This is a genomic window from Stenotrophomonas sp. STEN009 (assembly GCF_056760395.1).
In genome coordinates, this window is the sequence record NZ_JBRRES010000042.1 from 1 (window position 1) to 23,435 (window position 23,435).

General features: G+C 65.8%; 20 protein-coding genes and 1 tRNA gene. 17 read left to right on the forward strand and 4 right to left on the reverse strand.

Features of this window, described 5'->3' with window-relative positions; genetic code table 11:
* Positions 1 to 157: 157 nt before the first annotated feature.
* Positions 158 to 358 carry a sulfur carrier protein ThiS gene (thiS, locus tag ACVOMM_RS16320; RefSeq protein WP_053517056.1) on the reverse strand — a complete coding sequence of 67 codons (201 nt, stop codon included), beginning with the start codon at positions 356 to 358 and terminating at the stop codon, positions 158 to 160.
* 240 nt (positions 359 to 598) lie between these two features.
* On the opposite strand from thiS, the gene ACVOMM_RS16325 reads away from it, so the two are divergent.
* From ACVOMM_RS16325 to ACVOMM_RS16395, 15 genes are all read left to right on the forward strand, one after another.
* Complete coding sequence (locus ACVOMM_RS16325) at positions 599 to 2,401, forward strand: autotransporter outer membrane beta-barrel domain-containing protein (RefSeq protein ID WP_180875532.1); 1,803 nt, start codon at positions 599 to 601, stop codon at positions 2,399 to 2,401.
* 128 nt (positions 2,402 to 2,529) lie between these two features.
* Positions 2,530 to 2,603: transfer RNA gene (locus tag ACVOMM_RS16330), tRNA-Gly, on the forward strand.
* A gap of 307 nt (positions 2,604 to 2,910) precedes the next feature.
* Positions 2,911 to 3,138, forward strand: coding sequence for a hypothetical protein (locus tag ACVOMM_RS16335; RefSeq protein ID WP_180875499.1), 228 nt, complete (start codon positions 2,911 to 2,913; stop codon positions 3,136 to 3,138).
* A 29-nt stretch (positions 3,139 to 3,167) separates the two neighbouring features.
* Positions 3,168 to 4,325, forward strand: coding sequence for a hypothetical protein (locus ACVOMM_RS16340; RefSeq protein ID WP_481526502.1), 1,158 nt, complete (start codon positions 3,168 to 3,170; stop codon positions 4,323 to 4,325).
* An 88-nt stretch (positions 4,326 to 4,413) separates the two neighbouring features.
* Positions 4,414 to 5,292, forward strand: coding sequence for a 30S ribosomal protein S6--L-glutamate ligase (gene rimK, locus ACVOMM_RS16345; RefSeq protein WP_065181793.1), 879 nt, complete (start codon positions 4,414 to 4,416; stop codon positions 5,290 to 5,292).
* Positions 5,293 to 5,545: 253 nt separating this feature from the next.
* Positions 5,546 to 6,022 (forward strand): hypothetical protein, encoded by a 477-nt coding sequence (locus ACVOMM_RS16350; RefSeq protein WP_180875501.1) that lies wholly within the window; start codon positions 5,546 to 5,548, stop codon positions 6,020 to 6,022.
* An 89-nt stretch (positions 6,023 to 6,111) separates the two neighbouring features.
* Positions 6,112 to 6,585 (forward strand): hypothetical protein, encoded by a 474-nt coding sequence (locus tag ACVOMM_RS16355; protein WP_065175768.1) that lies wholly within the window; start codon positions 6,112 to 6,114, stop codon positions 6,583 to 6,585.
* Positions 6,586 to 6,593: 8 nt separating this feature from the next.
* Complete coding sequence (locus tag ACVOMM_RS16360) at positions 6,594 to 7,271, forward strand: response regulator transcription factor (RefSeq protein ID WP_053517044.1); 678 nt, start codon at positions 6,594 to 6,596, stop codon at positions 7,269 to 7,271.
* Positions 7,234 to 8,601, forward strand: a complete 1,368-nt coding sequence (locus ACVOMM_RS16365) for a sensor histidine kinase (protein WP_111186754.1) — start codon at positions 7,234 to 7,236, stop codon at positions 8,599 to 8,601. The genes ACVOMM_RS16360 and ACVOMM_RS16365 overlap by 38 nt, the downstream gene beginning before the upstream one ends.
* Before the next feature lie 259 nt (positions 8,602 to 8,860).
* Positions 8,861 to 9,244 carry a hypothetical protein gene (locus ACVOMM_RS16370; protein ID WP_111186753.1) on the forward strand — a complete coding sequence of 128 codons (384 nt, stop codon included), beginning with the start codon at positions 8,861 to 8,863 and terminating at the stop codon, positions 9,242 to 9,244.
* Positions 9,245 to 9,362: 118 nt separating this feature from the next.
* The gene (locus tag ACVOMM_RS16375; RefSeq protein ID WP_481526503.1) at positions 9,363 to 11,975 is read left to right on the forward strand and encodes a type VI secretion system Vgr family protein; all 2,613 of its coding nucleotides are present in this window, start codon (positions 9,363 to 9,365) and stop codon (positions 11,973 to 11,975) included.
* On the forward strand, positions 11,968 to 12,780 hold the full coding sequence (locus ACVOMM_RS16380; RefSeq protein WP_481526504.1) for a DUF4123 domain-containing protein: 813 nt from the start codon (positions 11,968 to 11,970) through the stop codon (positions 12,778 to 12,780). Before ACVOMM_RS16375 ends, ACVOMM_RS16380 begins: the two co-directional genes overlap by 8 nt.
* Positions 12,781 to 12,962: 182 nt before the next feature.
* Positions 12,963 to 13,571, forward strand: coding sequence for a DUF3304 domain-containing protein (locus ACVOMM_RS16385; protein WP_481526505.1), 609 nt, complete (start codon positions 12,963 to 12,965; stop codon positions 13,569 to 13,571).
* A 2-nt stretch (positions 13,572 to 13,573) separates the two neighbouring features.
* Positions 13,574 to 15,733 (forward strand): T6SS phospholipase effector Tle1-like catalytic domain-containing protein, encoded by a 2,160-nt coding sequence (locus ACVOMM_RS16390; RefSeq protein ID WP_481526506.1) that lies wholly within the window; start codon positions 13,574 to 13,576, stop codon positions 15,731 to 15,733.
* A 468-nt stretch (positions 15,734 to 16,201) separates the two neighbouring features.
* Positions 16,202 to 16,588, forward strand: a complete 387-nt coding sequence (locus ACVOMM_RS16395; RefSeq protein WP_065175776.1) for a hypothetical protein — start codon at positions 16,202 to 16,204, stop codon at positions 16,586 to 16,588.
* Between the two features lie 85 nt (positions 16,589 to 16,673).
* On the opposite strand, the gene coaE is transcribed toward ACVOMM_RS16395, so the two are convergent.
* Genes coaE through ACVOMM_RS16410 form a run of 3 tightly spaced genes read right to left on the reverse strand, consistent with a single transcriptional unit; the run spans position 16,674 to position 19,425 of the window.
* Positions 16,674 to 17,285, reverse strand: coding sequence for a dephospho-CoA kinase (gene coaE / locus ACVOMM_RS16400; protein ID WP_262100842.1), 612 nt, complete (start codon positions 17,283 to 17,285; stop codon positions 16,674 to 16,676).
* Positions 17,286 to 17,295: 10 nt separating this feature from the next.
* Positions 17,296 to 18,159 (reverse strand): prepilin peptidase, encoded by an 864-nt coding sequence (locus tag ACVOMM_RS16405; RefSeq protein WP_053517036.1) that lies wholly within the window; start codon positions 18,157 to 18,159, stop codon positions 17,296 to 17,298.
* A gap of 6 nt (positions 18,160 to 18,165) precedes the next feature.
* Positions 18,166 to 19,425 (reverse strand): type II secretion system F family protein, encoded by a 1,260-nt coding sequence (locus ACVOMM_RS16410; RefSeq protein ID WP_065175778.1) that lies wholly within the window; start codon positions 19,423 to 19,425, stop codon positions 18,166 to 18,168.
* Between the two features lie 361 nt (positions 19,426 to 19,786).
* Here ACVOMM_RS16410 and ACVOMM_RS16415 point away from each other — a divergent pair, with 361 nt between their 5' ends.
* Both ACVOMM_RS16415 and ACVOMM_RS16420 read left to right on the forward strand, forming a co-directional pair.
* Positions 19,787 to 20,227 (forward strand): pilin, encoded by a 441-nt coding sequence (locus ACVOMM_RS16415; RefSeq protein WP_164150950.1) that lies wholly within the window; start codon positions 19,787 to 19,789, stop codon positions 20,225 to 20,227.
* A 158-nt stretch (positions 20,228 to 20,385) separates the two neighbouring features.
* A complete protein-coding gene (locus ACVOMM_RS16420; protein ID WP_481526507.1) occupies positions 20,386 to 23,433 on the forward strand; it encodes a fused MFS/spermidine synthase in 3,048 nt (1,015 codons plus the stop codon).
* Positions 23,434 to 23,435 lie beyond the last annotated feature (2 nt).

The following is a 23,435-nucleotide window of genomic DNA, read 5'->3' on the forward strand; positions in this document are numbered from 1 at the left end:
CCCGGACCACACCCTCCTCCCGGGGCCCCACCCCCCCGGCCCCCCCCCAAAAACCCCAACCCCCCCTCCCCCCGCCGCCCCCCCCCCCCCCCCCCCGCCCCGCCGGCCCCGGCCCCCCCCCGCCCCCCCGGCGAGCGCGCAGCGCGGGCGTCGTGCCTCAACCCCCACCCAGGGCGTGCACGATCTCCACCACGTCACCTTCGGCAAGGCGATGCTCGCCATGGCGGCTGCGGCTGACGATCTCGCCATTGACCTCGACCGCCACCCGGCGCTGCAGCAGCTGCTCGGCCTCGAGCAGGTCATGGAGGGTTGCCGAAGCGTGCAGGGTGCGGGGTTCGCCGTTGAGCTGGATGTTCATGGCGGCATTGTCGCGTATGGCCCGTCAGGATGGAAACCATCCGTTCCTCCGCACGGCGCCCGCATCGGCGCAGCCTGCGATTGGCGGGCTGCGCGGCGATTCATGCGGCGGCGCAGCGTGAGCAATCGTCGGTGCGGTGAAACCATTCACCGTGCGCCGGCGTACGCACGCCGGATCCTCAATGACGTCCCCACAGGAGTTCTTTACATGCTGCTCAGCAAACGCCCGATCCGCTCCCTGATGGCGGCCGCGATCGCACTGGCCGCGGTTCCGGCCATGGCAGGCGAATCCCCTTACTCGCACGCGGTGTTCTTCGGCGACAGCCTGACCGACGCGGGCTATTTCCGGCCGCTGCTGCCCCCGGCAACACAGCAGGTCACCGGCCAGTTCACCACCAATCCGGGCTGGGTCTGGTCGCAGCAGGTCGCCAACTACTACGGCCTGAACGGAACGCCCAATGGCAACGGCCAGAACGGCGACAACTATGCCGCCGGCGGTGCGCGCGTGTCGGTGGAGGTCACTGGTGCCCTGGGGCCCATTCCGTCGCTGAAGACGCAACTCACCCGCTACCTGGCCGCAAATGGCGGCAAAGCCGATGCCAACGCGCTGTACACCGTCTGGGGCGGCGCCAACGACCTGTTCGCGGCCGCTGCGGCGCCGGCACAGGCGCAGGCCATCATCGGCGCGGCCGTCACCGACCAGATCGCCCTGGTCGGCGCGCTGAAGCAGGCGGGCGCCCAGTACGTGCTGGTGCCGAACCTGCCCAACGTCGGCCTGACGCCGTCCTTCCGTGGCCCCAATGCCGCCGCCGCCACCGCGCTGTCGGCCGGCTACAACAACGCCCTGTATGGCGGGCTGAAGCAGGCGGGCATCGAATTCATCCCGTTGGATACCTTCACGGTGCTCAGTGAAGTGGCCGCCAATCCGGCCATGTACGGTTTCACCAACGTCACCAGCACGGCCTGCACCATCGACCCGGCCAATTCGACGCAGAGCATCATCGGCTGCAACCCGACGTCCTACGTCAGCCCGGATGCCGCGAAGACCTACCTGTTCGCCGACGGCGTGCATCCGACCACGGCAGGCCATGCACTGCTGGGCCAGTACGCGGTATCCGTGCTGGAAGGCCCGCGCCTGCAGCAGGTGCTCAGCCATTCGGCGCAGACCATCGGCCGTTCGCGCGCCGACCAGGTCGGCATGCATCTGGGCGGTCGTCCGGCTGACGGCCTGTCGTGGTGGGGCGGTGTGCGCGGCGACATGCAGCGTTATGACCACGCCGATCTCTACGACGGCCTGGCGCCGGCCGGCCTGTTCGGTGTCGACTGGTCGCGTGACGGCATGGTCTTTGGCGGCTTCGGTGGCTATGGACGCATGGATGCCGATTTCGGCAACAGCCGCGGCGATTTCACCCAGTCCGACACGACGCTGGGCCTGTTCGCTGGCTGGTACGGCGAGCGTGCCTGGGTCAACGGGCAGGTCAGCTACAGCTGGCTCGACTACGACGTGACCCGCAAGGTGCAGCTGGGTCCGGCCACCCGTGAGCATGGCGGTTCGGCAGATGGCAGCAATCTCACCGCCGCCATCAATGCGGGGTACGAGTTCGGCACCGAGGGCGGCTTCCGCCACGGTCCGGTGGCTGCCGTGATCTGGCAGAAGGTGAAGATCGACGGCTATACCGAGAGCGCCGACGCCGGCACGCTGGCCACTGCGCTGGGTTACAACAACCAGGAGCTGGACTCCACTGTCGGTCGCATCGGCTGGCAGGCGCGCTTCGATGGCGGCACCTTCAAGCCCTACGTGCAGGCCACCTACGACCACGAGTTCGAAGACACCAAGCAGGCCAGCGCCTGGCTGCAGTCCCTGCCGGAGCTGGGCAGCTACCGCGTGCCGGGCCTGAAGTTCGACAAGGACTACGCCACCGTGGTGCTGGGCGCCCGCACGGAGCTGTTCGGGCTGCAGAGCAACATCGGCCTGAGCACCTCCACCGCGCAGAAGCGTGCACGTGACGCGACGCTGTTTGCCAGCTTCAGCGGCAGTTTCTGACGAACGCACCTTCCCAGGCCCCGCAAGGGCCTGGGAAGGCTGCATGGCAGCACCGAGCCATGCCCGGCGCATGCGGTGGCCACCATTGCGCAACACCGGCCCGACCGCATAGACTTTCACCACGCGACGCGGGCGTAGCTCAATGGTAGAGCTGTAGCTTCCCAAGCTACTGACGAGGGTTCGATTCCCTTCGCCCGCTCCATGTCTCCCAACGGTTTGCGCCATTTGTGGCGCTCCGCAATATCCAGGCCGCTCCGCGATTCAGCGCGAAGAAGCAGCCTGTGCCCTCTCTGGGCCCACGCGTAGCCGCTCAGGACCGCGCGATGAATTTTCGGATGATTCTGCGGTTCCAGGCGAAGGCAGTTTCTGTCGCTTTTGACCGGAGCCGCCCGTGTCCACCAGACATCGGAAGCCGACCACAATCGCGTCTGCGGCATACGGGGCGGGAGAGGATGGCAATCACCTCCTGCCTCCCGTAGTTTGCCGATGCACACACACGGAGTCATATGATGGAACACAATGAGCAGTCGAAGCAGGAAGCTGGCCGTGGCCCCGATCATCTTGTACCGGTTCGGCCTGTTGGCGTGATTGTGTTTGCGTTTCTTGCCGCCATTGCGGCGTTTCTGGCGGGCGCGAACATCCTTCTTGGCTTTTTCCCCCCGCATCTTCTGGAGGGCGCAGCGGTCGCATTCGGGCTTCTCGCATTCGTGCTGGCCAAGAGAGCCGGTCTTCGATAGCTGCCGGCACGCTGCGGCGGCCGACCTGCATGGCCCAGATTCGTATCGCGCTGCGTCTCATCATCAAGTGGCTGCCGTTGCTGACGCTGGTGGCGGTGTGCCTCGTGTGGTGGTCGCCATTGGGTGTGGTGGCTGGACTGGCGGCCGGCGGCGCCGTCGGCAGCGTGCTACGGCGTTTCCCACTCATTGGCGCCGACGCCGGAGGCGCGACGCTGCGCTCGGAGCCGCTGCAGCCCTTCGCCACGGAGCCGCCCTCTGACGATGTGCTGTTGGGTTACGGTGAGATTGGGATGGGAGGGCCCGTTTTCAGCACGCAGATGTTGCGTGACGGCGCCATCGTCGATGGTATCGATGTTTCAGGGGGCCAGGGCTGCAGCGCCGGGTGGTTTGATCTGGAAGGCACATCGTTGCGTCTTGCTCACGCCTGGATCCGATACCGCCAGGTCGTGATGGTTTATGACGAGCGGCGCAAGGTGCTGATGCAACTGCCGGGTCTACTGCCGCATGAACTTCACCAAGCCCTGGATGGGCACCGGCGGCAGTACGGTGATCGTGCTGCCGCCGACTGGGTGCGCAGCCTGCCTGGCGAGCGGACGCAACTCCAGGCCTACCATGGACTGTGGCTGGCACCCGATCATCCGGCGTTGGCCGACCCGCCGCAGTCGCAGCTGCGTCATGTGCTGCCCGACGGCCGCATTCTGCGGGCTTCGCTGCTGCTGCCGGACGATCTGCGCTTGACGGCCCACCCTGAGCTGTTCTCCAAGGTAAGGCCCTATGCGCTGCAGCTGGACAATGTCGACAGTGAACGGCATGTCTGCGACTTGAAGCGGGTGATGGTCAGTCCTGGCGACCAATGCCTGGTGGTGCGCGGCGTAGTGTTGCGCGAGGACATGCGGCCGCTCGGGGGCATCTGGCTGGTCCACCAGCATGGTCAGTGGCAGGCCATAAGCACGAGCGCGTGGGCAAGGGTGGAGACGTCCCGTGAATCCGTCTCGGTGGATGTGCTGGACGTGAGCGATGATGGCATCGTGCAGTGTGAGGCCTACACGGAGACGTGGGACGGCAGTACGATGCATCGCCAAGCTGTCACCTATGCCTGCCTGGAGCTGGCATTGGAGTGGCGGGAGACAGCGCTGATCGTGCATGCACGCAACGGACGCTTCCCACTCCGCGTAACACGTCGCTGATCGGCGGCCTCCTTCACGCACCTGAGGCAATCATCCGCCCGCCACACGGCCGCGCTATGCTGCGCGCCTGCCGACCGATCCCGCCGCGATGAAGCTCGCCATCCTGTCCCGCAACAGCTCCCTGTATTCCACCCGCCGGCTGGTCGAGGCGGGGCGTGCGCGCGGCCACACGGTGCGCATCCTCGATCCGCTGCGCTGCTACATGCGCATCGCTGCCGACGGATTCTCGATGCACTACAAAGGGCGGCCGATGACCGGTGTGGACATGGTCATTCCGCGCATCGGTGCGTCGATCACGCGCTATGGCACTGCGGTCCTGCGCCAGTTCGAGCTGATGGGCGCGCGTACGCCCAATCCGTCCGACGCGATCCTGCGCTCGCGCGACAAGCTGCGCGCGCATCAGCTGCTGGCGGCCAAAGGCATCGACATGCCGGTCACGGTGTTCGGCGACAACCCCGATGACACCGTCGATCTGCTGTCGATGCTGGGGCCGCCGCCGCATGTGGTGAAGCTCAACGAAGGAACGCAGGGGCGCGGCGTGATCCTGACCGAAAAGGCCAGTGCCTCGCGCGGGATCGTCGAGGCGCTGCGTGGCCTGTATGCCAACTTCCTCATGCAGGAGTTCATCGGTGAGGCCAAGGGGGCCGATCTGCGCTGTTTCGTGGTCGGCGACCAGGTGGTGGCTTCGATGCAGCGGCAGGCACCCGAAGGCGACTTCCGCTCCAACCTGCACGCCGGCGGCACCGCCGTGGCGGCCAAGGCCAGCCGCGCCGAACAGCAGGTCGCGGTGCGCTCGGCCAAGGCACTGGGGTTGTCGGTCTGCGGCGTCGACCTGATCCGCTCGCAGCGGGGGCCGCTGGTGCTGGAGGTCAACTCGACCCCGGGCCTGGAAGGCATCGAGGCAGCCTGCGGGGTGGACGTGGCCATGCGCATCATCGAGCACGTCGAGAAGCTGAAAAAATCCTGATTTTTCAGTAAGTTGAGATTCTCTTTGGGCGGCGAGACGCTGCTTTAACATGCCTTTAATCGGTGCGGGCGTAGGCTTCAGCGAACCGCAGCTCTGCCTCTCAGCAGGATCGGTATCGGGATACGACTTCAGGCCCAGGCGGGTGCACCGCCTGGGCCTTTTTTATGCGCGTCCGTAGGCCACGCGCCACTTGTGGCGGCCCGGAGGCGCTCGTAGAGTTGGGCCTTCGTTCCGATGGACCGGGAGGTAGGCGATGTATCGCGTCACGATGATCGCGTTGGTGCTGTGCCTGTCGGGCGCTGCTGTCGCCAAGACAGAGAAGAGCGCCCTGCAGATGGATCGCCAGGCTCCGGTTGCCGGCCAGGTCCAACAGGTCGAGAAGGCGCTACAGGCGCCGGAGTACGCCGAACTGAGCGCCGATGACCGCAGCCAGATCCAGCAGGCGCTGGCCCGCATCACCCAGCGCATGGGGGGCCGGCAGCGGGTCGATGAGCTGCCGCCGCAGATACAGGCGCAGGTGTTCAACGACCAGGAGCGGGTCAACCAGCTGCTCGCCCGCGCGCACGACGACAGCCGCCAGGTCTGCACCTACCAGCGCACCACCGGCAGCAACATGCCCAAGGGCCGTTGCCTGACTGTCGCCGAACGTCGCCGCATCGAAGAAAAGGGCAAGGCGCTGATCAATGACCAGCGCACGTTCAACAATCTCAACCCTGCCAGCAACCGGTAGGCCGTCCGCCGCCCCCACGCGTGGCACTTGCTGGCGTGAAGGTGGTGCGAATACAGTCGGCTCTCAACTCAGACAAGGATCCGTTTGCCATGAAGTCCCTCCTTTTGCCTGCGCTCCTGTTCTCCGGATTGGCCCTGGCCGCCACCGCTTCCGCATCCAAGCAGGGCGGCGAGGTCTTTGCCTCCGGCAAGCCGCTGCAGCAGCAGCTCGAGCGCATCGAAGTCGAACTCAACGACGGCGAGACCTACAGCGAGCTGACGATGGCCGACCGCAGCCGGGTCCGCGAAGCGCTGGTGCGCCTGCGCGCTGCCGTGGAGCAGTACCCGAACCGGGATCTGATGCCTGAACGGGTACGAACCGATGTCATCAACGACCAGCAGGTCGTGAACACGGTTTTGACACAGTCACGTGAAGATAGTCGTCTAATATGCCAACGTGAGAAAGCCACGGGTTCGAACCGGCACACGACGCAGTGCATGACTGTCGCCGAGCGCGCCCGGCAGAAGGACAAGGCACAGCGTGATATGGGCCAGGCCCAGCGCGTCGGAAAATTCGTCAACTAGAGGTGACAGTGAGAATCCTGGTAATCGAAGACAACAGCGACATTGCGGCCAATCTGGGCGACTACCTCGAGGACCGGGGCCACACCGTGGACTTCGCCGCCGATGGCGTGACCGGACTGCATCTGGCCGTAGTGCACGAGTTCGACGCGATCGTGCTGGATCTCAACCTGCCGGGAATGGACGGAATCGAGGTCTGCCGCAAGCTTCGCAACGAAGCGCGCAAGCAGACCCCGGTGCTGATGCTGACCGCTCGTGACTCGCTGGACAACAAGCTGGCGGGTTTTGATTCCGGTGCGGACGACTACCTGATCAAGCCGTTCGCGTTGCAGGAAGTGGAAGTGCGTTTGAACGCGCTGTCCCGACGTGGCAAGGGGGTGCAGACCCGCGTGCTGGAAACCGGCGACCTGGAGTACAACCTGGACACGCTGGAAGTGCGCCGCCAGGGCAAGCTGCTGCAGCTCAACCCGACCGCACTGAAAATCCTGCAGGCGCTGATGGAAGCGGCGCCGGCCGTGGTCACCCGCCAGGAACTGGAAACCCGCGTGTGGGGCGAGGAGCTGCCCGACTCGGATTCGCTGCGCGTCCATATCCACGGTCTGCGTGCCGTGGTCGACAAGCCGTTCGAAGTGCCGCTGATCCAGACCCGCCATGGCATCGGATACCGCATCGCCACCCCGGAAAGCTGATCCCGTGGCAACCAAGGGGGAGCGCCGGCGCACGCCGTATCGGCGCCGCCTGCGCAGTCGAATCATCGTGTCATTCGTGTTGTTGGGCTTCTGCCTGACAACACTGTTCGCGTTCGCTACCAACTGGGCACGCCTGCGCGTGGAGAACCAGCTGGTGGAGGAGCTGATGAACCGCAACATCGACGAGTATGCGCGGCGCTATTACGAGCATCCCGGGCACAACCCGGATGCGCCGGTGCTGCAGATCCGGGCGTACGCGTATTCCAAGGACAAGTTCGACCGGGTGCGCGAAGAGCGCGCGCAATGGGCGGGCTTTGCCGATGGCATCCACAGCGTCAGTGGCGATGAACACGGAGAGCCCTATTCCTACAAGCTGGCCGTGCGAAAAACGCCCGACGCTTGGTTCTTCCTCGCCTATGACATGACCGACAGCATGCGCGGTGGCAAGCAGCTCAACCGCGCACTGGTGCTGTCGGTGCTGGTGTTCAGCCTGCTGTCGCTGGTGCTGGGCTGGTGGTCGGCCTCGAAGGTGATGAAGCCGGTATCGGACCTGGCGGCCCGCCTGCGCGCCTACCGGGGCGGCACCAGCGAGCCTGAGCCGCTGGCGCCGCGCTTCCCCGACGACGAAGTGGGCCAGCTGGCCCAGGCGCTGGACGACTACTCCTCGCGATTGACCGAAGTGGTGCAGCGCGACCGTGAGTTCAATGCGGACGTCAGCCACGAACTGCGCACGCCGCTGGCGGTGATCCGCGGTGCCACCGAGCTGCTGCTGACCCGTCCCGGCCTGGATGAAAAGGTGCTGCAGCGCCTGCAGCGCATCCAGCGTGCCGAGCAGCAGTGCAGTGATCTGATCGGCGCTTTGCTGCTGCTGTCGCGGAACGAGCGGGGGCAGGGCACCAGCAATGTTGCCCGTGTGGCCGAGCAGCTGCTGGACGCGCACCGCGCGCAGCTGGGTGGCAAGCCGCTGGAACTGGCGCTGGAGGGCGAGCGCAACCTGGTGATCGACGCGCCCGAGGCCGCGCTTTCGGTGGCGCTGGGCAACCTCATCGGCAACGCGGTGAAGTACTCGCAGGATGGCGAAGTCCGCGTGCACGTAGGGTCCAACTCGGTCTCGGTCACCGACAGTGGTCCGGGCCTGAGCGAGGAAGATGCGGCCAAGCTGTTCCAGCGCGGTTACCGCGGTACGCACGCGGGCCACTCGCAGGGCGGCGGCATCGGCCTGTCGATCGTCAGCCGCCTCTGCGACCTGTACGGCTGGCAGGTCAGCGTGCGCCCCGGGGGCGAGCGCGGCGTGATCGCAACGCTGACGTTCTCGCCCAGGCCGCTGTAGCAGATCCTTTGCCTGCGGAGCAGGGCCCGGCCCTACGGGGACGCCTCTTCCAGGGCGTCGCTGTCGCTAACGGCATGAACGCATCTGTTCTGCACGGCCAGACACCCGGCGCGCGCACGCTCTGCCGCGTCCGCTGCGTGTCCGATCTCACGGTTCCGGATAGTCATAGGGCAGTTGACGCTTTTACCTCCTGATTGCCGGACGTGCAGATGGCCAAGATGCCAGTCCGCGCACTCTGCCGGCTGCCAGGAGCATCGCCATGTCGCATCGCATCCGTTACCCCAACCTGCATCAACTGGTCGGTGATTCGATCAGCCAGTTGTCTCCGGACGTCGCCCAGCGCGTCGAGGACGTACTGTCCCGCTGCGACGGCCAGATGCCGGCCCAGCAGGCGCCAGTCGACGCCGGCGGCGTCAGCGCCGACGCAGCGCAGCCTGCCGATCTCAGGCGCGCCGTCGAAGGTCTCGGCACCCTGACCCAGGTGATGTACGCCGCGCACATCGCGCGCACGCGGGGTGGCCAGCAGAACGTGCTGCCACCGGGCGCGATGGAAGGCCTGATTCTGGCCGCGCGGGAACTGACGTGTCACGTGCAGCAGCAGCTGCAGGCCGAGAGAATCAGGGGGACAGCCACATTGCAGTGATGGCCGGGGACGCCGCAACGACGATTCTGCAACGCCGGGCACGTGCCCGGCGTCAGCTCGCGGCCAGCGCCAGGCGCAGCAAACGTCATCGCAGGTCATGCCTGCCGAGGGAGCTGTCATGCATCATCGATCATCATCATTCACTGCCGCATGCGAGGCGTCTTCGCGTGTCCATCGGTTCTGCGGGCCGACCGCCACGCGGCTGATTGTCGAGCGATGGCATGGGCACGAGTCGTTGTCTGGGGAGTTGCGCTGCCAGATCGACCTGTTGGGTGACGAACACGAACAGGATCTGGACGACTGGTTGACGCGGCCCGCAAGCATCACCACCCGCCTTCCGGAAGGAGGAGAGGTCGTCCGCGTCGGACTGATCCGCAGCGTTGAACGTGTGGCCTGTGTTGGCAGTCTGGTGCGTTACCGCGTCCATCTGGCGGACTGGACAGCCTGGCTGCACGACAGTCGCCACAGTCGAGTATTCCAGGATGAGGACGTCGCCAGCATCATCGATACCGTGCTTTCGGAACACGCACCCCTTGCACACTGGTGCTGGCACGCTGGCAGCCCGAGTACGCTGGACCGGCGGTGCCGGGGGTATCGGGTGCAGTATCGCCAGTCGGACATGGCGTTCCTGCAGCAGCTGATGGCCGAGGAAGGACTGGGCTGGTGCATTCGAGCACGGCCTGAGGCGCCGGGTGGACACACGCTGATGATCATTGGCGACAGCACGCAATGCAGCGTCCTCCCGGGTCTTCGGCGGGTGCACCGGACGCAGCGGGTGGTGGACAGCCCGGGCATCGCGTTCCTGCATGAGTCCCGCAGGGTGGTGCCAACCCGAATGACACGCGTGACGGACAATGACGATGCGTTCCGTGTGACATCGGCAAGCCTGCCCGTGCGTGACGCGGCGGATGGTCCTTTGGAAGACTACTCGCCAGCACGCCACGCGGCGTGGCAGACCACACGTGAAGCACTGGCCGAGGTGATGCGGGAGGCTGAAGCGGCACTGTGCGACCAACGGCGCTGGACGGGCGAGGGGACCGAGCCGGACTTCGAGCCGGGCGAGGCATTCGAGGTGCTGCCGGTGCCGGGTCAGAGAGCGGCGCCCGCGCTGTTGCTTACGGCAGTGAACCATGCCGGAGTCAATCTGCTGCCGTCGGTGGCCGAACTACAGCAGGACCTGCCGGCCTGCACGCTGCCCGATACCGTGCCAGCAGCACGCGCGCAGGCACTGGGGTACGCAAACCGGTTCCAGGCCATCCCGCTTGAGCAGCGGTGGCGACGTCGGTTGGAGGACCCGGATTATCGTCCCACCGCGCCTGGACCACAGTTGGCCACCGTGCTGGGCGGCGACGACGGCGCACCGTTGCACATGGACAGCGCAGGGCGCATCCGTGTGCGGTTTGGCTTCGCCACCGATGGCAGGGCGGAAAGTGGATGGCTGCGTGTCGCCCAGCGCTTCGCCGGTCCTGGCGTTGGCAGCCAGTTCCTGCCCCGCGTGGGTCAGGAGGTAGTGGTGGACTTCATCAACGGAGACATCCGCAGGCCCCTCGTGGTCGGTGCGCTCTACAACGGTCGCGGGGAATCGCGTCCGGATGCCTTGGCACTGGCCAGTGATGCGACCTCCAGCGCCCAGAACAATCTGGCCGGTGGTCAGGCGCCACGTTGGCATGCCGCTGGCGCCGGCGAATGCGCCCAGCGCAACGCGGGTGCAATCTGGGGCATCAGTTCGCAGAGCTGGGACGGCCAGGGGGGCAGCAGCCTCGAATTCGACGACAGCGACAGCCAGCTGCAGGTCAGGCTGGGTACCACCCAGCGCCACAGTTCACTCAGTTTGGGTCAATTGCGTCACCAGCAGCACAACTATCGCGGCAGCCTGCGCGGAAACGGATACGAGCTGCGTAGCGACGCATGGGGAGCGGTACGTGCCACGGCAGGTCTGTGGCTGGACAGCACGGCGCGAACTTCCAGTGATCCCGCGGGTCTGCGGATGGCACCGGTTGCGCTGCTGCGGCAGACCCTGGTGCTGGGACAGACGTTTGATGACGCAGCGCGGCGGCACCAGACGATACGACTGCGCGGTTGTGTCCGGCAGGCCAGCGGCTCATCGGTGTTGCAGGTTCTGGCCGACAGCGTGGCAGCGTCGCGGAGCATCAGCACCGCCGGTGAGCAGGTCCCCGCCACACGGTCGCCCGTGCTGGGCCTGTCGGCACCGACTGGCATCTGCCAGGTGGCCGGTCAGGCGTTTCAGATGGGAGTTCGGGACTGCACGCTGTTGGCCAGTGGCGGCAGCTCCGCGGCCATCGTCGTCGGCCATGCCCGCTGGCAGGGACGCCAGGCCATCGGTGTATTGGCCGGTGCGGCGCACCGCGCGGATCAGACGGGTTTGAGCGTAGTGGCCGGCGAACAACAGCTTGACCTGCAGGCCCAGGCCGACGCGGTGCTTCTGCAGTCACGGGCCCGTCTGCGGGCGACAAGCGGCCAAGGCGAGGTGCAGCTGGCGGCCGGTCGCGCCCTGCACATCGCCACTGCGGAGGGTGCCGCGATCACGCTGACTGATGGACATCTGCGGGTGACGTGCCCGGGTACGCTGACCTTCAGGGCGGGCCGGCGGACCTTCGTCGGTCCGGCGCAGGAACTGTTTCCCCTGCCGCAGTTCCCGCAGACGATCTGTGTGGAGTGCCTGCAGAAGGCGATGCAGGCCGGATTGCCATGGTCCTTGAAGAATGGTTGAGCCTGCCTGGATTGACCCATGGCAGCACACCGGGCTGCCGTGGCAGGGCACTGACGAAGAGACGGCAAACGCCCTGCCTGCACATGTTCTAGTGGACAGGGCATTCGCGCCGACTGCCTGCGAATCGCTGCACGCGCTGTCAGCCAGCATCCAGCCACTGTTCAAGCATCGCTACGCGGGCGAGGGCCTGGACCGCTTGTCGCCCTGCCTGCTCACCCTTCCCGATGATGCCCGCGCACGCGAGCGGTGCTGGCAGGCGCTGTTGGGCCTGAGCCTTGGTGCGCCAATGCTGTCTGTCCTGCGTACTACAGCCGAACCGGGGGCGCTGATCCACCACCTGCGACGCATCTGGGAAGCCGAGTCCAGCGTGGGAGAGCCCTGGCTGCTGCGTTGGGCTGACGGGAGAGCGGCAGCCGTCCTGCTTGAAGCGTTGGATGGAGATCAACGCAGACGTGTGCTGGCCGGACTGCAGGACTGGTATCTGCCCACCCGTACAGGAGGCTGGATGCGCGTGGCAGGCGCCGGGGGACCACTGTTCGCTATCGATGCCAGCCCCTTGATGTTCACCGCCGTACAGGAAGCGGCACTACGCCGGCAGAGCCAGGCCGATGCCATCGCCCGCTTCGTGCTGCAGCGGCCATCACTGCGACCGGACGACATGATGCCTTCACATGTACATCGTTGTGCGGAAGTCGTGCTTGCGCGCTTGGCGCGGCGCGGTATCGACCACCTGGCGCTGGCGCACCGGATGACGGTCAGGGCCGTTACCGCGTGGGATGCGCGCTCAGCCGGAGAGGACGCATGAGCCCTCGATCAGGATGGAGGGTGCTGCTGTCTGCGGTTGTACGCCGTTGCGTGCCTACGGTGGGGGCGCATGAAGTGCGGCTCATTCCCGGCGAGTCTGGTGGATGCTGCGGACTGCGAAAGGATCATACCCCGCTGTGCGGCCACAACCTGGGACCCAATTGAATGACACCCCCTGACCAAATGAAGGTCGTGACGAAATTGTTGACGAGGCTCGCCCTGATCGGTCTTGCACTGCTGGCCCTGGCAGGTGTCGTGCTCAAGTTCATGGACTTCAGCATCGGGCCGCCGCCGCCGGATCCTACGAAGCCGATCATCATTGAGCCTGATACTGGGCACGACATCACCGATGCTCCTCCGGAGATGCACCTGAAGATCGGTGTGGCCAACTACTCGGATGACGGGCTGGGCACGGTGTACATCGATGATGCCTGGGCAGGGGGGATGGAGCCACGGTCGAGTGGCAATGCAGCCACCTGCTGCGTGACCTTGCCCCGCCTCTGGCATTCCGGGCTCAAGGTCACCGTGGCCTACCGCACCAGCAGCATGTTATTGAAAGATCCCACAAGCTACGTTGAAAGGGAGGTCCTTGTGGCGCCCTACAAGCCCTTCCTGGATGGCTTCATCTATTTCATGTACTTCCCGGATGACCAGGTTCGAGTGGTGGCTACACCATATACTCCAGGCTATCCTGGATTCGCATATGACATTCGATTTGCCGGGCGAGAGCGTGACGAGGCCCGAATTTCACGGTTCCTTGCGGAGACGGGCTCCGAACAGGTGATTGAATGAGGGTGTCGACGCCTTTCCCTGTTTCTCGGGATCCATTGTCTTTGAATCCACGCGAGGCGGCTCGCGGTGCTGGTGCGGTCGCGGGACCTGATTCCGACTGTGGAAGCGACCTCTTCATCGGTTGCTTCTTCGACGGAACGCGAAATCACAGGCTGAATTCTCGCCGTCTGAGTAATCAAACGGAATCGAACATTGCACGACTTTTTGACGTATTTGATCGTGATCAAAGTCGTAGCCAAGGTAAGCGGGCCGTGCGATTTGCCAGCTACATCCAAGGCGTAGGCACGGAAGCGCTGAAAGAAATCGGCGACACCGGCACCGGCTGGCACGCCCGTGCCGGGGCGGCAGCGGGCTGGGGAGGCGAGGGACGAGTGAACTGGATGCTGATGCAGGTCCAGGATCACCTCCTCGATCATTTCGCAGGTATCACCGTCACCAGGGCAATGGGCTTCGAATCCACTGTTCCCGTTGCGCGGAAGATGAGCGCCGATCTCCGCTTGAGCCTGCAGGACGTGGAGCGCCTGGCTCAGGCAGCACGAATGCCGCTGTCCAACTATCTGGCCGTGAACCAAGGCGAGAAGGAGCTCGATCTGCGCAATTCGCTCAGCGGCGGCTTCTGGAACATGGTCGGTGCCTTGCAGCGCGTGCGTGGCACCCACTTGGCCCGCGCCGATCACTCATCGCGCCGGGTAGTATTGCAGGAACGCCGCGCGTTTCTCGCGAAGAAGGTGGCCCCGTTCCAGGCGCAGAATCCGCGGGTGGACCGCATCCGCCTGTCGATCTTCGGCTTCTCGCGGGGCGCGGCCGAGGCACGCGTATTCTGCAACTGGCTGGGCGATGCCTGCGATCCCGGACCGGGTCCGCTGCGCCTGTGTGGCATTCCCGTGCAGATCGATTTCATGGGCTTGTTCGATACGGTCGCTTCGGTGGGTGCCGCGCAGAGCTTCTTTGAATCGGTGTTCGACGGCCACGGCGGCTGGGCGGCAGCCGAAGACCTGCGTATTCCCGCCGATGTACGCCGCTGCGTGCACATGGTGGCCGCACATGAAGTACGGGGTTCATTCCCGGTGGACCTGGTGGATGGCACGAACTGCGAACAGATCATCTACCCTGGGGTGCATTCGGACGTAGGTGGCGGGTATGCACCGGGCGAACAGGGGCGTTCGCCGAATGACGCAGACAAGCTCTCGCAGATTCCGCTGTGCGAAATGTACAGGCACGCCTTGGCGGCAGGTGTGCCACTGTTGCCTATCGCAAAGGCACGCGTGGAGTTGCAGCGCCAGTTCGAGGTCTCTCCCGCCTTGCGCCAGCACTACAACGCCTATCTGCAGACGATGGCGCCATTCCTGCCGGGCACGAATCCCGCGTCCAAGGCCAATCGCACGGCGACGCTGATGTACGCGCACTATCGCCAGTACCTGTTGTGGCGGCGCCAGCATCTGGATGATTTCGCCAGCCTGCCCGCCTTCCAGAGGGCGTCGGCACAGGACCGTGCGGATCTGCGCGGCGGAAACACCGAGCTGGCAATGGAAGTGAGGGGGATGCGCTACAACAACGCGACACAGCGCATCCGTAATGCACCGGTAAGCACGCCGCACCACGGCATGCTCGCGTTGCCGCCCCACAAAAGCATTCCGGCAACGGACTTCGTGCAGGCGACGCTGCGCGGCCAGAAGGAGCAGCAATGGCTGGATGGTCATATCGAGCAGATATGGGCGTCGCGGCAGGTGCCACCGGAACCCGTGGCGACGTTTCTGGATGGCTACGTGCACGACTCGCGGGCCTGGTTCAAGCCGTTCGGCCTGGACGATGACGAGTGGCTGCACGTGCAGCAGCGCGAACGTGATACCTATCGGCAGCGGATGCAGGAGTTGGACGCGATGGAGCGGGCCCATCGGCAGGAGCGGGAGCGCATGCAACGGGCTGGGCAACTGTTCCAGCCGCGGGTTCCGTTGGCGATGTCGGTGCAGGAGCTGGAGGAACTGACGGCATGGCGCAAGCACCCCGAGAATTATGACGACGCCCTGCAGCTGACGGGGCGCGAGTACAACTGGCAGTGGGGCTACCTGCGCTGGCGCACCTGCTATCTCAACCCGCCCGGTGTGGCCGTTGCGGAAGCGGCATTGCGCAGGGGGAGTGCTGTGGAAGATGCGGCGGCCTAGAAGGTCAGGCAGCGTGTGCTCGGCCTGACGGATGCTCCGCGTCGCGCGGGTTGTCGCAACCGGCGCGCACGGTGCGGCGGTATCACTTCATCAGCAAGGCCCATCACGACAAGTGCGTGATGCGTGCCGCGCCCTCGGCGTGCACCACTGCGCGAATCACTACAGCCACCCGTAGCTTGGCAATTCCCTTACAGAAAAGCGCTTCGCTGGATGGCGTGATGGCGGGGGCGGGACGGGTGCCCCGGCCGGGATTGGCGTCCTGAAAAAGACCGACATTCAGCAATCTATCGGTGGGCGAAGGTCCATCGTGGAAAATGCACCGCATGCCTAGTCAACGGCGGGCGGTGCGTGGGGATTCATCAGAATCCGCTGGAGCTTCTTTGCTGAATGTTGGTCTCCGGTACGCCAACCCGCACCGTCCGCCACCTTGCATCTGCAGGTGGCCTGCCGTCTGCGAGGAGCCTCACCATGTCCGCACGTCCGTTGTTTCCCCTTCTCTGCGCCTTGATCGGCGAATCTGCCGACCGGCTTCCTGCCGATGCTGCCGAGCGGCTCGAAGCCCTGCTGGATGACCCCCAGGACCTGCTTCCCGCCTTGCTGGCCCGCATGGATGGTCGCGACGGCGCTGATGGCAGGCGGCTGGACGTGGAGGGTCTCAGTCCGGTACAGGTCGCAACCCAGGCCGGACTCGGTCGTACGCTGGCGGGTCTGGACGTGCTGGTTCAGGTGCTGCACGCCGCCGCAGCCGCGCGTGAGCAGGGGGGCGCCCATCAGCAGCTCAGTCCGGATGTGGTCGACGGCCTGTTGCTGGGCGCCCGTGAACTGGTCCGCCACGCCCGCCAGCAGGTGGAGTAGGTCACGCTGATGATCCTGGCAGAGCCGGGCTCGCGCTCGGCTCACCGCGCAGCGCAGCCAGGAAGCCGTGCGCGTGCCCGGCGGGTCAGCTCGCGGCCAGTGCCAGATAGCGGTGGTGCAGCGCCTCCACCTGCGCCTGCAGGTCGTCCGGCTGCCCATCGTTGACCACCACGTCATCGGCCAGTGCCCGGCGCTGCGCGCGGCTGGCCTGGGCGGCGATCATCCGGTCGGCCAGCGCGGCGTCGATGCCATCGCGCTGCATCAGCCGGGCGTGCTGTACGCCTTCGGGCGCATCCACCAGCAGTATCCGATCGAGCCATGGATAGGCCTGGCGGCCGCCCACCTCGGTCAGCAGCGGAATCGCTGCAATGGCGTACGGGCTCGGCGCCTGCGTGCACTGCTGCTGCATCAGCAGGCGGATGGCGGGGTGGGTGATGGCTTCCAGTGCCGTCCGTTCGGCCGGGTCAGCGAAGACATGGGTGCGCAGGCGCGCCCGGTCCAGGCTGCCATCGGCCAGCAGCATGTCCGTGCCGAACCGGTCGGCAATGCGGGCCAGTGCCGGGCTGCCGGTGGCCACCACCGCGCGGGCGGCCAGATCGGCGTCGGCCACCACGATGCCCAGCGCTTCGAAGCGCCGCGTCACTTCGCTCTTGCCGGCCGCGATGCCGCCGGTCAGGCCGACCACGTAGCGGCTCACGGCGGCGCCCTCAGCGCAGGCCGCTCAGGGCCAGGTAGCGCTCCACCAGCGGTTCGCCCCACATGAAGAACAACCAGCCGGCGATGGCCAGGTACGGGCCGAACGGAATCGGCGTGGCGCGATCGCGTCCCCGGCTGTAGAGCCAGATCGAACCGACGATGGCGCCGATCACCGAGGACAGCAGGATGATCGGCAGGATGCCCTTCAGGCCGCACCAGGCGCCGAGCGCCGCCAGCAGCTTGAAGTCACCATGGCCCATGCCCTCCTTGCCGGTCAGCTGCTTGAACAGCCACCAGACCGTCCACAGCGACAGATAGCCCACGGCGGCGCCGACCAGGGCCGGCTTGGCGGGCATGTACAGATTGTCGATGCTGCCGATCAGGCCCAGCCACATCAGGGGCAGGGTCAGCTGGTCGGGCAGCAGCTGGGTGCGCAGGTCGATGCCGGACAGCGCGATCAGGAAACAGGTCAGCACGATGGCGCCGAAGCCCTGCCAGCCGAAGCCGAACTGCCACACGCAGGCCAGCACCAGCAGGGCGGTCATCGCTTCCACCAGCGGGTACTGCAGCGAGATCGGCGCCTTGCAGTGGCGGCATTTGCCCCCCTGGATCAGCCAGCTGAACAGCGGGATGTTCTCGTACCAGGACAGCTTGTGCTTGCAATGCGGGCAGTGCGACGGCTCGACCACGATGCCCGGCGGCGGCGGCTCGTAGAAGTCCGGTTCCTCCAGCACTTCGCGCGCATCGCGCTTCCACTGCCATTCCAGCCGCTTGGGCAGGCGCAGGATGACAACATTGAGGAAACTGCCCAGCAGCAGTCCCAGTCCGGCCGCGGCGGGGTAGCCGAGGCCGGGGTGCTGGTCGAGAAAAGCCATGTATTTTTATCCGACGACGGCGCCCAGTTTGAAGATCGGCAGGTACATCGCAATGACCAGGCCGCCGACAATGGTACCAATGAACACCATGATCATCGGTTCCAGCAGGCTGCTCAAGGCATCCACGGCGTTGTTGACCTCCTGCTCGTAGTATTCGGCGACCTTGAACAGCATGGTGTCAAGGGCGCCGGCCTCCTCGCCGATGCCGGTCATCTGGATCACCATGTGCGGGAACAGGTTCAGCTGCTTCATCGCCATGTTGACCGGATAGCCGACCGAAACGTCGTCGCGCATGCGCAGCACCGCCTCGCCGTAGACCTTGTTGCCGGTGGCGCCGGCGACGATGCCCAGGGCCTCCACCAGCGGCACGCCGGCCTTGAAGGTCACCGCTGTGGTGCGGGAGAAGCGGGCGATCGCACTGTTGTGCATGATCTGGCCGATGACCGGCACCTTCAGGATCAGCCGGTCGACGGTGTGCTGCATCTTCTCCGATCGCCGGTAGGTCATGGCGATCGCCACCACCGCGCCGATGGCGACGATGGCGATCAGCCACCACCACGACACCATGAACCGTGACAGGTTCACCACCATCTGGGTGAATGCCGGCAGGTCGGCACCGAAGCTCTGGAAGACTTCCTCGAACTGCGGGACCACCCAGACCAGCAGGATCGTGCTGACCAGGAACGCCACCACCAGCACCATGGCCGGGTAGAACAGCGCCTTCTTGATCTTGCCCTTCAGCGCCTCCAGGTTTTCCTTGTAGGAGGCGATGGTGTCCAGCACGGTCTCCAGCACACCGGCGCTTTCGCCGGCCCGTACCAGGTTGCGGTAGAGCTCATCGAACTGCACCGGATGCTTGCTGATGGCCTCGTACAGCGACGAGCCGCCCTCGATGTCGGTGCGGATCGTGTCCACCATCTTCTTCATGCGCGGGTTCTTGTGCCCGCTGCCGATGATCTCCAGCGCCGACACGATCGGCACGCCGGACTTCATCATCGTGGCCATCTGCCGGCTGAAGAACGCGATGTCCTTCGGAGAGACCGGCTTGCCGGCCGCACCGAACAGCGGCTTCGGCTTGGGTTTGACCTGGCCCGGGCTGATGCCCTGCCTGCGCAGTTCGGCGCGCAGCAGGTTGGCGTTCTTCGCCAGCTGCTCGCCCTTCATCTTTATGCCCCGCTTGTCGGTCCCCTCCCAGACAAACGGCTGCAGCTCCATCGTGGCGCGGGCCACGGGCTCCTTCTTGATCGCACTGCGACTCACAGACATGTTGGCTCCCCAGGCCCGCCATCCCCAGGCGGGCATCCTGAGCGGCGATGGTAGCTGGTTCAGACCCGTCCGGGGAGCCTGCCGACGTGACGACGTGCAGGGTTTTCGACGCGTCGAGGCGAAAGGTGACGCGCTGCGTCACATTGCCGCGTCCATCGCAGATTCGGAGCAGGGGGGTTCCCATCCGCGAAATAGCTGCCATCATTGGCGCGGGGAAATCGGGGGAGGCGTGGCCATGGGAGATTGGCACGCAACCTGCGTTGATCCACCCGCGGGGACGGGCAGCCTGCTCATCCGGTCATCTGGCCGGCCGGTTGCCGCACCCGGAAAATCAACCACCACTACTTGGGGACGTACCACCATGAAGAACCAGAAGGGCTTCACCCTGATCGAACTGATGATCGTCGTTGCGATCATCGCCATCCTGGCCGCCATCGCGCTGCCGGCTTACTCGAACTACACCAAGAAGGCCAAGGTCTCGGAAGTGATCCTTGCGGCTTCTTCGCTGCGTACCGACGTGTCGGAATACGTGGCCAGCAACAATGCCCTGCCGCCGGCCACCTGGGAGCCGGATTTCCAGCAGACCCAGTATGTGGACAAGCTGGAATGGGATGCGACCACCAAGACCATCACCGCGACCGCGCGTAACATTGCTGACGACATCAATGGCGATACCATCACGCTGAAGGCCGACGACAGCAACGTGGAGAACGGCGTCATCCCGAAGTGGACCTGCGAAGGTTCCATCGCTTCGAAGTACCGCCCGGGTTCGTGCCAGGGTGAGGCCGCAGCCGCCGAGTAATTGGCGTTCGCTGCTCGCATACGGAAACGGGGAGCCCAGGCTCCCCGTTTTCGTTTCAGCGCTGCGGGTTGACCGGATCCTACCTGGCCACACGCTTGCATTGAGTCCGCGAAGTTTGTTCTTCTGTTGAAATCGACCGTGCGACTGGGGAGTTCGCAATGCGCCGTCCTTCATTCAGCCATGGCCCATGGCTGCTTCTCATCTTCGTGCTCTCCGGCTTCGCCGGGCTGATCTACCAGTCCATCTGGACGCAGTACCTGGGGCTGTTCCTGGGGCATTCCTCGCACGCGCAATCGCTGGTGCTGATCCTGTTCATGGGCGGCATGGCGCTGGGGGCGTGGCTGGTCAGCCGCCGCAGCGCGCTGCTGCGCCGGCCGCTGCTGGCCTACGCGGTCATCGAGCTGGTGATCGGGGTGCTGGGCATCGGTTTCGACGGGCTGTTCCAGAGCGTGACCGGTTGGGCGTACACCCACCTCATGCCGGGCATGGAGGGCACCTCGTCCACGGCGCTGCGCTGGGCGCTGGCCACGGCCCTGGTGTTGCCGCAATGCATCCTGCTGGGCGCGACCTTCCCGCTGATGAGTGCGGGTTACATGCGCCTGCAGCCCGGATCGCAGGGTGAGGTGCTGGCCGGGCTCTATTTCTCCAACAGCCTGGGCGCGGCCGCCGGCGCCCTGGTGGCCACCTACGCGCTGCTGCCGGCGGTAGGGCTGCCGGGCACCGTCCTCAGTGCCGGCCTGCTCAACATCGTGGTGGCCATCCTGGTCTATCCACTGGCCCGCGACGGCAGCGCGCCTGCGGTAGTGGCCTCCGCCGCGCCGGCTGCCGGCGGCGTACGACCGGAGACTGCAGTGCCGGTGCGGCTGGTGCTGCTGGTCGCAGCGGCGACCGGCGCGTCATCCTTCGTTTACGAAATCACCTGGGTGCGCATGCTGTCGCTCGCACTCGGCACCACGCTGCATTCGTTCGAGCTGATGCTGGCGGCGTTCATCCTCGGCATCGCCTTCGGCGGCCTGTGGCTGCGCCGCCGCGCCGACCGGATGCCGTCGCCCCTGCGCGTGGCAGGCTGGGTGCAGGTGTGGATGGGGCTGGCGGCGCTGGCCTCGATGTTCGTCTATGCGCAGGCCTTCGATTGGGTCGGCTGGCTGATGCGGGTCATCGTGCGCAGTGCGGATGGTTACGTGCTGTACAACCTGGCCAGTGCCGCCATTGCCGGCCTGGTGATGTTCCCGGCGGCGTTCTTCGCCGGCATGACGCTGCCGCTGCTGACCCTGGCGCTGCTGCGCGCCGGGCAGGGCGAGCGCGCGATCGGCCAGGCCTATGCGTTCAATACGCTCGGCGCGATCGTCGGTGTGCTGGCGGCCATCCATCTGCTGATGCCGCTGCTGGGGCTGAAGTACGCGCTGCTGGTCGCGGCGGTGATCGACATCGTGCTGGGCCTGGTGCTGCTGCAGCGCCTTCGGCTTGCGGCTCCGGGCCGTCTGCGCTCGCCCCTGTGGCAGGCTGGCGCGCTGGGTGTCGCTGGCGTAGTGGCGGCCGTCGTGCTGGTCCGCTTCGATCCGCTGGTGCTGAATTCGTCGGTGTACCGCCATGGCACGGCCCGTCTGGCGGATACCGCCACGATGCTGTTCTCGCGCGATGGGCAGACCGCCACCGTGGCGGTGTATGAGAGCACTCAGCCGATCGGCCGCATGCGTGCCATCGCCACCAACGGCAAAGTGGATGCAGGCATGGCCGTGTCGATGGCACAGGCACCCACCAGCGACGAATCGACCATGATCCTGCTGGCGGCTCTGCCGTTGGCGCTGCGCGATGATTACCAGCGCGTCGGTGTGATCGGTTTCGGATCCGGGCTCAGCACGCACACGCTGTTGGGCGACCAGCGCGTCGGGCGGGTGGAAACGGTGGAGATCGAGCCGGCCATGGTGGAGGGCGCGCGTCTGTTCGGCGAGCGTGTCGAGCGCGCCTTCAACGATCCGCGCTCGCATGTGGTGATCGACGATGCGAAGTCCTATTTCGCCGCCAGTCCGCGCAAGTACGATCTGATCATTTCCGAGCCGTCCAATCCCTGGGTGGGTGGAACGGCGGCGCTGTTCAGCGACGAGTTCTATGCGTTCGTGCCACAGCAGCTCAACGAAGGTGGCGTGTTCGTGCAGTGGCTGCAGCTGTATGAGATCACCCCCGAACTGGTCAGCTCGGTACTGGCGGGGCTGCTGGAACAGTTCTCCGATGTGCGCGCTTACCTGGCCAATCGTGGCGACCTGATCCTGGTGGCGACGCCGAAGTGCACGTTGCCGCCGATGAAGGGCAGCCTGTTCCAACAGCCGCAGCTGCGCGGGGAACTGGCGCGGATCGGCGTGCATTCCGTGGCCGATCTGGAGAACGCCCTGTCCATGGATGACGCAGCGCTGCGCGCCTTCGTTCCTCTGTATCCGGCCGCGCGCAATTCCGATTATTTCCCGACCTTGAAGTTGAATGCCCCGGTGGCACGTTTCCAGGGGGCATTCACCCGTGATTTCCAGCAGGTGATGACGGCCCCCTGGCGGATTGTCAGTGCGCCGCCAACGGGGCAGGTGGCAGGTGCTGCGGCGGGTCTGCCGCAACCGGCGTCCAGCCGGGATGACAAACGCCCGACCGCACGGGCCGTGGCAGCCTTCCTGCAGGGCGAGGCGCCCACGGATGCGGCGGATGCCGATTGGATGAGTGCGCAGGCGCTGCGTGGGTTGGCAGCGCGCTGCGAACTGGACGGATCTCCGATGGAAACCACCCGGCTGCTGTTCGTGCTGGCCGGAGAAACGATCCCGTTCCTGCCGGCAGCGCAGCGGGCGGCCCTCTGGGCGCAGCGCGACTGGATGGACTGCACCCCGGCCGATCCCGTCGTGTCCGCCAGCCTTGCCCTGGTTGCCGCCGCGGCCACCGACGACCACCACGCTGTACTCACGGAAGGCCGGCGATTGTTGGGCAGCGAGCATGCGCCGACGCTGCTGGCCGACCCGTCCACCGGCTATTATCTGTTCGGTGCAATGCAGCACGCTGCGCGGCAGCTGGGGGATACCACGGCGTCGCGGCAACTGACGGACCAGTACTGGAAGGCGCTCGCGCCCGATGCGCGAGGAAACGGACCACTGCGTTTGCTGAGCTACCTGGCCGCTATGGGCCGGCAACCCGTTTCTGAAACTGAATTCCGGCCGTCAGGGCACGAGTAACG

Excerpts from the sequence above, each read along its gene's own strand:
- thiS (WP_053517056.1), bottom strand. The coding sequence starts at position 358 with ATGAACATCCAGCTCAACGGCGAACCCCGCACCCTGCACGCTTCGGCA.
- ACVOMM_RS16325 (WP_180875532.1), top strand. The coding sequence starts at position 599 with ATGGCGGCCGCGATCGCACTGGCCGCGGTTCCGGCCATGGCAGGCGAA.
- ACVOMM_RS16335 (WP_180875499.1), top strand. The coding sequence starts at position 2,911 with ATGGAACACAATGAGCAGTCGAAGCAGGAAGCTGGCCGTGGCCCCGAT.
- ACVOMM_RS16340 (WP_481526502.1), top strand. The coding sequence starts at position 3,168 with ATGGCCCAGATTCGTATCGCGCTGCGTCTCATCATCAAGTGGCTGCCG.
- rimK (WP_065181793.1), top strand. The coding sequence starts at position 4,414 with ATGAAGCTCGCCATCCTGTCCCGCAACAGCTCCCTGTATTCCACCCGC.
- ACVOMM_RS16350 (WP_180875501.1), top strand. The coding sequence starts at position 5,546 with ATGTATCGCGTCACGATGATCGCGTTGGTGCTGTGCCTGTCGGGCGCT.
- ACVOMM_RS16355 (WP_065175768.1), top strand. The coding sequence starts at position 6,112 with ATGAAGTCCCTCCTTTTGCCTGCGCTCCTGTTCTCCGGATTGGCCCTG.
- ACVOMM_RS16365 (WP_111186754.1), top strand. The coding sequence starts at position 7,234 with ATGGCATCGGATACCGCATCGCCACCCCGGAAAGCTGATCCCGTGGCA.
- ACVOMM_RS16370 (WP_111186753.1), top strand. The coding sequence starts at position 8,861 with ATGTCGCATCGCATCCGTTACCCCAACCTGCATCAACTGGTCGGTGAT.
- ACVOMM_RS16375 (WP_481526503.1), top strand. The coding sequence starts at position 9,363 with ATGCATCATCGATCATCATCATTCACTGCCGCATGCGAGGCGTCTTCG.
- ACVOMM_RS16380 (WP_481526504.1), top strand. The coding sequence starts at position 11,968 with ATGGTTGAGCCTGCCTGGATTGACCCATGGCAGCACACCGGGCTGCCG.
- ACVOMM_RS16385 (WP_481526505.1), top strand. The coding sequence starts at position 12,963 with ATGAAGGTCGTGACGAAATTGTTGACGAGGCTCGCCCTGATCGGTCTT.
- ACVOMM_RS16395 (WP_065175776.1), top strand. The coding sequence starts at position 16,202 with ATGTCCGCACGTCCGTTGTTTCCCCTTCTCTGCGCCTTGATCGGCGAA.
- ACVOMM_RS16405 (WP_053517036.1), bottom strand. The coding sequence starts at position 18,159 with ATGGCTTTTCTCGACCAGCACCCCGGCCTCGGCTACCCCGCCGCGGCC.
- ACVOMM_RS16410 (WP_065175778.1), bottom strand. The coding sequence starts at position 19,425 with ATGTCTGTGAGTCGCAGTGCGATCAAGAAGGAGCCCGTGGCCCGCGCC.
- ACVOMM_RS16415 (WP_164150950.1), top strand. The coding sequence starts at position 19,787 with ATGAAGAACCAGAAGGGCTTCACCCTGATCGAACTGATGATCGTCGTT.
- ACVOMM_RS16420 (WP_481526507.1), top strand. The coding sequence starts at position 20,386 with ATGCGCCGTCCTTCATTCAGCCATGGCCCATGGCTGCTTCTCATCTTC.